The 9,897-nt window shown below is 50.5% G+C and carries 11 protein-coding genes and 2 pseudogenes; 6 read left to right on the forward strand and 7 right to left on the reverse strand.

All coding sequences use genetic code 11. From position 1 onward, the window contains the following. Window positions 1-101: 101 nt before the first annotated feature. Window positions 102-236: pseudogene (locus BVK86_RS30285) on the forward strand (lysis protein); the annotation flags it as partial. A gap of 91 nt (window positions 237-327) precedes the next feature. Here BVK86_RS30285 and BVK86_RS28635 read toward each other — a convergent pair. The 3 genes from BVK86_RS28635 to BVK86_RS28645 form a co-directional block, all read right to left on the reverse strand. After that, window positions 328-1,503, reverse strand: coding sequence for a right-handed parallel beta-helix repeat-containing protein (locus BVK86_RS28635; RefSeq protein WP_075949582.1), 1,176 nt, complete (start codon window positions 1,501-1,503; stop codon window positions 328-330). A gap of 320 nt (window positions 1,504-1,823) precedes the next feature. Then, window positions 1,824-2,033: a hypothetical protein gene (locus tag BVK86_RS28640; RefSeq protein WP_075949583.1), complete on the reverse strand. Its 210-nt coding sequence runs from the start codon at window positions 2,031-2,033 to the stop codon at window positions 1,824-1,826. A gap of 188 nt (window positions 2,034-2,221) precedes the next feature. Beyond that, on the reverse strand, window positions 2,222-2,491 hold the full coding sequence (locus tag BVK86_RS28645) for a phiTE_072 family protein (protein WP_231977950.1): 270 nt from the start codon (window positions 2,489-2,491) through the stop codon (window positions 2,222-2,224). 463 nt (window positions 2,492-2,954) lie between these two features. On the opposite strand from BVK86_RS28645, the gene BVK86_RS28650 reads away from it, so the two are divergent. Beyond that, window positions 2,955-3,239, forward strand: a complete 285-nt coding sequence (locus tag BVK86_RS28650; RefSeq protein ID WP_075949584.1) for a hypothetical protein — start codon at window positions 2,955-2,957, stop codon at window positions 3,237-3,239. On the opposite strand, the gene BVK86_RS28655 is transcribed toward BVK86_RS28650, so the two are convergent. Beyond that, complete coding sequence (locus BVK86_RS28655; protein WP_075949585.1) at window positions 3,236-5,311, reverse strand: DNA cytosine methyltransferase; 2,076 nt, start codon at window positions 5,309-5,311, stop codon at window positions 3,236-3,238. The two genes, BVK86_RS28650 and BVK86_RS28655, sit on opposite strands and share 4 nt — an antisense overlap. Window positions 5,312-5,361: 50 nt before the next feature. On the opposite strand from BVK86_RS28655, the gene BVK86_RS28660 reads away from it, so the two are divergent. Next, the gene (locus tag BVK86_RS28660) at window positions 5,362-5,682 is read left to right on the forward strand and encodes a hypothetical protein (protein ID WP_075949586.1); all 321 of its coding nucleotides are present in this window, start codon (window positions 5,362-5,364) and stop codon (window positions 5,680-5,682) included. A gap of 73 nt (window positions 5,683-5,755) precedes the next feature. Beyond that, window positions 5,756-6,271, forward strand: a complete 516-nt coding sequence (locus BVK86_RS28665) for a hypothetical protein (protein WP_075949587.1) — start codon at window positions 5,756-5,758, stop codon at window positions 6,269-6,271. 24 nt (window positions 6,272-6,295) lie between these two features. Here BVK86_RS28665 and BVK86_RS28670 read toward each other — a convergent pair whose 3' ends face one another. After that, a complete protein-coding gene (locus BVK86_RS28670) occupies window positions 6,296-6,697 on the reverse strand; it encodes a hypothetical protein (RefSeq protein WP_075949588.1) in 402 nt (133 codons plus the stop codon). A 123-nt stretch (window positions 6,698-6,820) separates the two neighbouring features. Here BVK86_RS28670 and BVK86_RS28675 point away from each other — a divergent pair, with 123 nt between their 5' ends. After that, window positions 6,821-7,267: a hypothetical protein gene (locus tag BVK86_RS28675; protein WP_075949589.1), complete on the forward strand. Its 447-nt coding sequence runs from the start codon at window positions 6,821-6,823 to the stop codon at window positions 7,265-7,267. On the opposite strand, the gene BVK86_RS28680 is transcribed toward BVK86_RS28675, so the two are convergent. Both BVK86_RS28680 and BVK86_RS28685 read right to left on the reverse strand, forming a co-directional pair. Further along, window positions 7,245-7,577: a hypothetical protein gene (locus BVK86_RS28680; RefSeq protein ID WP_075949590.1), complete on the reverse strand. Its 333-nt coding sequence runs from the start codon at window positions 7,575-7,577 to the stop codon at window positions 7,245-7,247. The genes BVK86_RS28675 and BVK86_RS28680 overlap by 23 nt on opposite strands. Before the next feature lie 81 nt (window positions 7,578-7,658). Then, window positions 7,659-7,925 (reverse strand): annotated as a pseudogene (locus BVK86_RS28685) (hypothetical protein); the annotation flags it as partial. A gap of 360 nt (window positions 7,926-8,285) precedes the next feature. On the opposite strand from BVK86_RS28685, the gene BVK86_RS28690 reads away from it, so the two are divergent. Further along, entirely contained in the window at window positions 8,286-9,518 is a 1,233-nt protein-coding gene (locus BVK86_RS28690) for a right-handed parallel beta-helix repeat-containing protein (protein ID WP_083659366.1), read from the forward strand. The last annotated feature ends 379 nt before the right edge of the window (window positions 9,519-9,897 follow it).

Consider the following 9,897-nt stretch of genomic DNA (forward strand, 5'->3'; position numbering starts at 1 on the left):
TGAGCGCCTGCCACAGGCAACCTCGGTTGAAGATTACGAAGCCTTGCTGCCGTGGAACTGCTCGCCCGCATCGCTTAGCTAAGCGCGCCGCCTATTTTTGAACAGGTGGGGTTTATGGAGCGCTTACACTTGACCCAGCGCATGCTCAACGAATTGTCGCCATCACAGATGAAGGCGACCAAGGACTGATCGCGTTGGCGGCTTGCCAGGCGTATGTCAGAGAAATAAATCGCTGAGCCATTGGGATTTGGCTATTTCAAAATATTTGTGCAGATTTTTTTGGGCTGAGGGCCGTCGATATCCTACTTTACTGGGCGCTCCAGTTGTTTAGTACTTCAAGATCTTCAACGAATGGTTGACATGTGTGCGATAAGGATCTCGCACTTTTGCCCATTCTGGATCGATTGATTGTGCTGAAATGTTGTTGTCTTCGATTATTGCTGAAGCTGTGTTTGATATTGAGATATCATTATTGCCATATGATGCGGCATTTCCAATAAAGTAGTTAGATGTCAAAGTGACGCCTGAAACATCTTTATCAACTCCAACGCCAAATCCAGCGTTTCCAGCTAAATGATTTTCTTTAATTAGCAGATTGTCACTTTTAAGCTTTTTGTCGTTTGTTATGTTTATTCCGGTTGTTACGCCCAGCGAAATGCGATTATTTGCGACCAGTACATTGTGGAATTCTGAGTTGTAGAACCATATCCCATAGCAGCTACCACCTGTTATGTTGTTTCTAATTATTTGAGAATTTTTAAGCGATTTATATACCGTGATGCCGTCACCAATATAGCCTGCTCCTGCAAACACGATATCATTCCTGCTTAAGAGTACGTCTGATCCGGAAATGACAATGTTGGAACCAGGATTTTTTTTGAATGTATTGCTGGAAATCTCAAATTTTTTGGCATTTAGAATAAGTACCGGATTCCATATATTCTTAAATTTCGAGTTTATGATTGATCCGGTTACTGGCTTTGGATTTTCAATTGTAGACATTATCGAAATTCCAGCGGTTGAATACGTGTTCTCCGCGGCAAATTTGCTGTCAGAAATCTCAATTCGAAGGCCTAGTTTTTGTGAGACGCTTCCAGAAACTATGTTAATGCTCCCGGTAATTCCTAAGGCGCCAGAGCTATCTTTTGTTTCTTTAATGTCTGTAACGTATTTGGAGTTTAATTTTACTCTCTTTATTTTTAAGCTGCTTCCGGGCTCAAGTTTTATCAATGTTTTGTTATTGTTGCTGAGCAAGATTATTTCTTTGTCTTGTAATTCAAGCTTTCCGCCCGCAAGGACATGAAAGCCGCCATTTTTTTCAAAGCAAATTTGATTTTTTTTCTTGTCTAAAGAGTATTTAGAAGTGACAGTTATCTGTCTTGAAATTTTATATGCCGAAGGGTCGCATGATAATTGGGTTTTTTCCGATCCAAGTGCCACGCCAGAAAAGGTGGTGAATAAAGTTAGCAGTGAAAATGATTTTGAAAATAAAAAAATGTTCATATATTTTAACTTTTCATGTATTTATCAAAAAATGTGAATATTACAATAAAACACATAATATTGCACCAAAAAAGTTTTGAGTTTGTAACTGCACTTGCGAGATCACCATTAACAGTCCGTACAGATTCGCTCCTGGCTCATCTGTGTGGTCACTAAAACGTACCGTGGGCTGTTAAGTTTTGAGCGGAGTAGAGCAACCGAGCTATTCGTCGGTTTTTTCGACTTCCAGCAGGCCCGTTGGTGGGCCTTAAATACTCTGTTTTTATGTAGAGTAATTGAGCTGTTTGACTAGAGCGAGGAGGTAGCGACGAACAGTCCAATCATTCAGGTGCCATCATCACCACGAGCGTCATTTTGATGAGTTCCTCATTGCGATCAATAGCGACCAGGGCGCTCCGGATGTTGTCGGCAACGTCAGCCGATCCGCGCTGCTCGACCCAATTCGACAGATCCATGATGGCGGCTTCGAGCGCGAGTTGATTTTCGTTGAGCTTAAAAAGTAGAGAAGGGAGCAGATCAGAATTTGGCATCGCGGATCCTCGGTTATGAGGTCAAGCGTAGCACTGCGTTGAAAAGATCTTTGACGGTTGGCAGGACGCCGGGGAAGGGGAACTACTGTAGGAATATACAACGCTAAGTTATTGATTCTTATAGGGTGAAGTCGCGCTTTTGTACCTCTGGAAAATTACCTAATTTCCTTTATACATCAATAGCTTGCTTAGGTTTCGGGGTCACCTTGACATGGTGGGGTCGTAAATCCCCACCCTGTCATTCCATAGGCGTTACAGCTGTTGTCCCAGCAGTTGATGGTGATCTTGCCCTGGGCGGTCTGATAGTTCGGATCGGATTCGATGGAGCAGTCGCGCCGGCCGAAGTCCTCGAGGAACACGGTGATCGCGTCAAGACGCGGCGCGCCAGTGATCACCAGCTTCGTGACTGTTGAGCGCTCAATCTTCAGCGGCTCGGCAGTATTGTTTTCTGTGGGCATGGGGATACCTCGCCAATAGTCAGCTAAATTGTTTTGTAAATCGGAGGAGGGGTAGCGATGGCTTACTCAGACATGACGAAATACTTCATTTGGTGCGGAGTGTTGCAGTTTGTAGTTATTTGGAATGCGGTCGAACATAAGGCGTGGGACATAGTTTTGCTTGGTCTGCTACCCGTGATCGTGGGGGCATTTTTCATTCGGGAAGCTCGGCGCTGCGACGATCCCAAATGAATTCAAGCGGCTAATTCAGCGGGCCTTGTCGGTTGTCTTTGGGCATGGGGCGTCCTATGCCGGGTCATGCCCGGGCGGTAGAGGGAAATTTTCTGAAAAATCATGCGATGCAGTCAGGCTGTGGCCTTCATCAATTGCTGACGAACGGTCTGCCACAACTAATTTTAAAGATGCTTGAAGCGCAGGAAATACGGGGGTAGGTTGGGCTCTCACTTCATTCGGAGTTACCGCAATGGGCCAAGCCAAGCACGCGATGATGGAAGCAGAAGATAAACGTGCAGTTGCAGTTGAGATCGCGATAAAAGCAGGCGTTTTGGAATACTGTGCCTGTCACTCCGAACATTTCAATCCGGGTCGCGAAACCTCTTTCGCCTTTGCGCGCGGAAACACGATGATGTCCCGCGGTGAAGTGAATATTTTCGAAAGCCCTAAAGAAATGGCGCACTTCGTCCAAGAAGTTATTGAGTCGGCGCCGAGCAAGTGTTTTCCATGTGCGAAGTTTATGGAAAAAGATTAAGCAGCTTTCGCGTCAGCTTCAGATGCTCGCCATGGATCGTTAGCCCTGGCGAGCGCGGCCATCGGCGGCGGGCTGACACTGTTGCCGCACATGTGGACCTGCTGGGTGTTGGTGAATGGCTTGCCGTCGGCGCCGTGGCTGATGATGTAGTCGGCCGGGAAGCCCTGAGCCTTGTACCGTTCGGCCGGTTGCAGCATCCGCAGGCAGATGTCGACGATCACGTAGGGCGTGCCCTTGATTGTGACGGTGACCAGGCCGAGTCGATCCTTGGTAGTAATCGTTGGCGCTGGTGCGTCGGCGGCGCTCATGTTCTCGGTGCCGTAATAGCTGATCAGGAATGCCGCGACGCGCAGGGCGCCTGCTTCATGCTCCGGTGACAACGTGTACTCGAGCAATGCGTGGTGCTCGGCGCCGGCAGTCATTGTCGGTACGGGCTCATCCATGCCTCGGCCGATGCAGTTCTTCCGGAGCGTGGTCAGGTGCGCCGAGCAAATAGCGTGGTGCTGACCGGTAGTGACAGTTGGTACCGGATTTCTCAGGTCTGTTGCCGCGTGGCCTGTTGTGTTGGTGATCAGCGTCGCGGTCACCAACTGGTGCTGGCTGCCGGTATTGGTCACAGTGGTCAGAGGATCATCCATGCTCTTGGCTGCCGTAGTGTTGAAGCCGCCATTCATCTGGGCCATGAACACCGTCGAGATCCCCATGGCGTGGGCGGCACCGGCCGGGCGCTGGTGATTACCGCCGCTGGTGATGGTCGGCAACGGTTCGTCGAGCGCTTTGCCTTCGTCCGCAAACCGGAACTTCACCAGGTGCGCCGCGGCGATCGCGCGATGGTTCTGGGTCATCAGTGTCCCGGATGGTTGATCAATCGATGTCGGCTTGCCTGAGTACTCCGGTCCGCCGGTACCGACCAGTACCGGGCTGATCAGCGTCAGTTCGCCACGATTTGCGCAGGTCACCGTCGGTAGCGGGGCATGTGGATCGTTGATTCGGTCGCTGCCCTGATGTGTGGCTGGCGCGATGATTGGGCTGGCCATGGCGAACGAGCCACCACGCGGCCAAGAGGTCACGGTGCGCAGCGGGTCATGCGCCGACTGGACGATTTCCCCGGACCAGTTCGCGATCGGCACGATGAAAGGGTCAGCTGCATCGATGACGAATTTCTTCATGCCCTTGGCGATCCGGCGCAGGGTGGCGTCCGCGAGCGGGGTTGGTCGTCCGAAAATGCTTTTGGTCGGTACCGTCCAGTCGATGCACTCGGCGGCGGTGCGCCACTTCATTTGGCCTTTGGCAGGGTTCTTCGCGTGTGTTGGCTCTGGCCAAACAATCGGATGGCCATCGCAGCGGGCGATCATGAACAACCGTTCGCGGCTGGTTGGTGCGCCGTAGTCGCAAGCCTTCAGTACCCGCCACTCCACGACGTAGCCGAGGCGCCGCAGCTCGGAGACGAACACGGCCCAGGTCTGCCCGCGCCGTTTTGGGTTCGGTACCAGAAACTGATTGTGCACCGGCACGATTTCGCCAGGGCCGGCAACCCGGTTAATTTTGCTTTTCGGTTTGGTCGGATGCGGTTCCAGGTCGAGGGTGACGACCCGGCCGGTGTCCTTGCAGCGCTTGGCGATCAGCGGCCCCCATTGGAGGATCTGTTTTACGTTCTCCAGGCTGATGACTCGGGGCTTCTTCTTGCCTGCCCACTTCAGACCGATCCACGACAGGTTGCGGATCTCACGCTTGCGCGGCTGACCGCCGGCGGCCTGGCTGTGGTGCGTGCAGTCGGGTGACATGTGGAACCAGCCAACGGCCTTGCCACCGCACTCGGTGTCCGGATCACCCTCGAACACGTCGGTAGTGTAGTGCACAGCGCCCGGGTGATTCACTGTGTGCATGCTGATCGCCTGAGGGCTGTGGTTCTTCGCCACGTTCACCGCGCGACCCAGGCCCATTTCCAGCCCGGTACCGGCGCCGCCACCACCACAGAAGAAGTCGACAACGATCTCATCGTCCTGAGTGCTGAAGCCGAGTCCGTATTGAGTTTTGAAATCGAAGGGATGTTTCTTCTGTTGTGCGGACATAGGGGATCCTCGCCGGGTATATTCAGCGGATTAATTTGTGAGGGTTTCCGATGGATCAGGAACTGATAAACGACATCATCTCGACGTCGTTTGGCGGCGCAGCCGCAGGCTTAGCGCTTTATGGGATGCAGACTTTGTTCGGCTGGATTGGTGTTAAGCGTGACGCGTGCCGTGTCCATAGATGGATGGAGGCAGAGTCGAAGGCAGGCAAAGAGACGTATCGAACTACCAGGGCGATTGCCAGCCACAACAACCTGACAGAGGATCGGGTTCGTTTCGTCTGCAGTTACGATGACCGGATTCATCTTTCTGTCGGCAATGTACCGGACAAATGGAGCCTTCAGGGTAGGGGCAGGACTTCAGGGTTCTGACTTGGCTGGCGTGATTCGTTGAAGTGGGGTATTTGTGTTCGGCCCGGCATGGAGCCGGATCAAGGAGTTACGATTGAGCGAAGCACAGGTTTTTTCGTTCGCGAAGAAGATGACTGACGCGGTTGTATGCCTGAAGAATGGAGGACACCAAACACAGGCTTTGATGTTGACCTATGTGGGTATCGATCAAATGGCTTGGTTAAGCATTCCGGGGGACAAGTCTTCTGGCAAAGATTTCAAAGCGTGGGTTGATAACTTTATGCTGGCGAAGAATGCAATCTCGTGCACGTCCGATGAACTATGGGGCGCTAGGAATGGACTGTTGCACATGGGAACAGCCGAGGCTGGCGCTCACAAAGATCCATCGATTCGGAAGATCTACTACACATTCGGCAATGCCAAATGTACCAAAAACGACACTTCGGACGTTTTCGTCTTGAAAGCCGAAGATCTGATCCTAGGTTTTCTATTGGGTGTTTTCTGGTTTATCGATCACTTGAAGGAACACCCCGATCAGCTTGCGATAACTTCCGCGAAGCTGGGAAGAGCTCTTGGTGTAAGAGATATTTCACCCGATCCGTCAGCCTGACTCAGCTCAGCAAGTCCGGCCAGATCAGGCGCGCCGGACCTTGAAGTGCAGCATCGCTCTGATGCCATGGCAGTAATCTTGAAGTCGCTCGTAGGCTTTGTATCTGGCCTGACTTCGAATGGCGGCCCAGATCCTGACCAGATCTTCGCGGGCTTCCCGGCTCCAGTCGAGATCGTCCCAGTCATGCTTGAACGGCAGGACCAGCCATTCTTTCAACGGCAGCGTCTCGGCCATTTCGCCGTACTTCATTTCGTGTGTGGGGTGGTAGTTGCGGATCCTCTTCTTCGGGTCTTCGTCCAGCACCACGCCGATGTAATGGCCGCGATCGGCAAGGATGACGCCGGGCTTCCCGTAGGCAATGACGCGGCGGCCGATTTCGGCAGGCACCTGGTAGTGCTGCCGGACGTATGCGCAGTTGTGGCTCATGGATTTCTCCAGTCAGGCGCCGCCCTCCGTGACCAGTGGTGGCAAAGCAGTAGTGGCGTTTTGGTTGTGGCTCGTGATATCAACGTTCTGGGCAAAGTCGCCCGCATGGAAGGAGTCAGGTGCGTGGACAAGATAGATTTTGAGTACGACAACCATCAATTTCAGCGGGCGCTAGTTATGTCGGCCGGTGGTTATCAACGAGCCAAGGAATGCCTGCTCGAAAACGTTGATCATTGGAAGCGACTTGGGCCTGAGATGTTAAGAGGTTTCTTTTCGGTAGCAGCAGGCGAGAGCGGCGAACTGATTACCGGCGAAGTGCTGGGGCGTAAGTTCAATATTCACCTTTCTCCACTCGTTGATGACCAGAAGGGATACGCTGAGGCTATCGTCAGCACGCGTAGTTTGAGTGGCGATGCGCTTAACGAATGTTGCAGGTTTCTCGTTGCAGCGAATGGATCAGTTTTGAATGCAGAGAAAGATGAACTGCTCGCATGGGATGATGATGCTCAGAGCTACCGCCTTCTGATTGCCATTGCTCGCCGTGTCCTCAGTTCTCCCGTGCTGGTGTGACGATCTCGTCACCTGGATCGCGCTTCAGTTCGGCCAAGCTTTGATTCCGAAATTCACGCGCCACGTTTTCGTTAATCACGATCTTGTGGTGCGTCCTCAATGCTTCCCGTACGCCTTCAGGGCCAAGTGAGTGTACATACCGAAGGCATCCCTCAATCACCGAGGCCTGTTCGGTATCTTCGTTCCAGGCCATGAGCTCCTCCAGCTTCTGCCGCGTTCCGAGCTGGCACCGGTGACGCAGCTCCTTTTCGTCGAATTCGATCCGCTTCAGTGCGGCCTTCGCCGATTGCTCTTGTCCAGTCTTGGCCATGATCAACCTCTTCGATGCTGCTGGCCGGCAATGCCAACCATGTCGGTCGGCGCCTTGCGCTAACCAATTTATTGATTCGTCTCATGCTGCTTTCTGCTGACTCCAGACGCCCACGGCGTCGAACACGCGGGCCGCTTGCTCTTCAGTAAGCGAGACCTCGGCGGGGATCGCGATCCAGCCCGACGCGACTCGATGATTCGGGTTGCTCTCCGCAACCAGGTCCTTGTAGGTTTCCTCGATCACGTCTTCGAGGTGCGCGGCCAGATAGTTGCCCCGGGGCGCAACCTCGACGGATTTTGAGTAGCGGTGCCCGCGTTGATCGCGGCACTGGACGCTGAGGTAGCCAGTCGTCGGTGTCTTCGATTTCGTGCGGGTCCATCATTGCGCCTTACATGTACTGTTTGGATATACAGTAATCTAGACGAGGCGATTGGGCGAGTGGAGGGCGATGAGCAGTCATTGGCATATCTATTTGGAGGTGATCCTTTAACTATATCAACACCAAATTAGCGGAAATGAGAACACTGCGAATAATGCAGCTGAAAATAAATTTAGATCGTGATATGGTTATTTGGCTAAGCCAGTTTTGGAAGTTGTAGTGCTTACAAGGCTAAAAGTTGACTATAGGCTGTATGGAATATCTGACAAGATATTACCTGCGACGGAACGTGCGTGCTTTTTGGGCGCTATAATTAAAATGGGTTTTGTATGAAGGCTATTGTATTAGGTTTTTTATTGGCGGTTGCTGGAGGTGTCCAGGCAAGCCAAATGATTAGTCCAAATATTCCAAGGTTATCGACAGATACTATCAGTGTGCCGGCAGCAGGTTTGACGATAAGTGACCCGATATATATATATGGTAAGCTAAAAATAGTCGGTGAGGGCCCATTAAATATTACTGGGCGTGGTCGATTTGTTGTTGAGGAAAATGCGGTTCTGGAAATAAATGGAGTTTCTATATTTATTTCCGGATTGAGCGAAATGGAAACCGCAGACGATAGAACAGTAGTTCTAATGAATGGGGGTGAACTGCGTCTTCAAGACAATACTGTAGTTGTAGATGTAGTTTATGACCAAGAAAAAAGTAGGCGATTGGCTCCGTGGGACGAGGCGCCTCGCTTTTGGGTTGTCGCGTCAGGCATGTCAGGTCGAAAAAAACATGCATCTATAAAAGTTAAAGTTAAAAATAATAAATTTGAAAGTAAAAACATTTATTCTGTAGGTGCTATTAATCTTTCCATTAAGACAGGGGCGGCACCACTGAATGCTAAAAATATTATCAATATGAAAATCGGAGGGGAGGTAGAAGGAAATAAATTTTATAATTTTCACGGTGTTATAAAGTTTGAAGGTGGAGAGAATGTGCTGGTAAGTGACAATTTTCTCATGAAGAATAGTTACTTTAATATTGCTGCATCTGGAAATAAGATAGCGATCCAAGATAATGAAATTCGCTATCCTGGCAATGGTACTACTGGAGATGGAATAACAGTTCTTGGCATCATGGTCGATAGCGAGATTTCAGGAAATAATATTTATGCGGGTAGCTGCTACGGTATATGGATAAATGTCAGTCATGCCAGTAATGTAATTATTAAAGACAATTTAATAGTAAATGGAATAACCTCTGCGATATATGTGTCTAATGGTATTGTTGAAAGTGATAAGGATATCAATGGTATTATAATTGATAATAATGTTATGACTGGTAACTCCGGATTTGCCATCGCCATACAAAATGGCCGAAATATCGAAATCACTAATAATAATTTTGAAGGCAATGCTCCAGGCTTTCCCGCCCAAATAATGAAGTCAGATCTAGCCGAAATTACCGTTAGCGGCAATATTTCAGCAAAAAAATTAACTCCGGAATGGGCTGAAGAACATGCTTTGTATAGGCATGCTACCTATGACGATAATAGTGTGCTTTCTTTGCAGTAAAGAATGACCTCTAGTAAAGGCGTGCATGGTTACGACTGGCCGCTTGCAGTTGTGGAAAACGAAACTGTCGTAACGGCCGCTATTAGGTCGTAGCGATTACTCCGGAGCCAAGAGCACTGCAAGCGTCAGCTTTATAAACTCCTCGTTCTTGTCGATCGTGTCCAGAGCGCCTCGGACATTGTCGGCGACGTCTCCCGAACCTCGAGCCTCAACCCAGTTGGAAAGCTCCAGGATGGCGGCCTCAAGGGTAAGCGCTCCATGAACCCCACATTCAAAGCCGCCACCTGATCCCCGATGCTGTGCTCTCGATTCCTTTCCGGAGCCAGCACCTCATGATGCGTCCCGACGCAAAAGTCGAAAAAGTCTATCTCTACCCCAA

Source organism: Pseudomonas reinekei, assembly GCF_001945365.1.
Classification (GTDB): domain Bacteria; phylum Pseudomonadota; class Gammaproteobacteria; order Pseudomonadales; family Pseudomonadaceae; genus Aquipseudomonas; species Aquipseudomonas reinekei.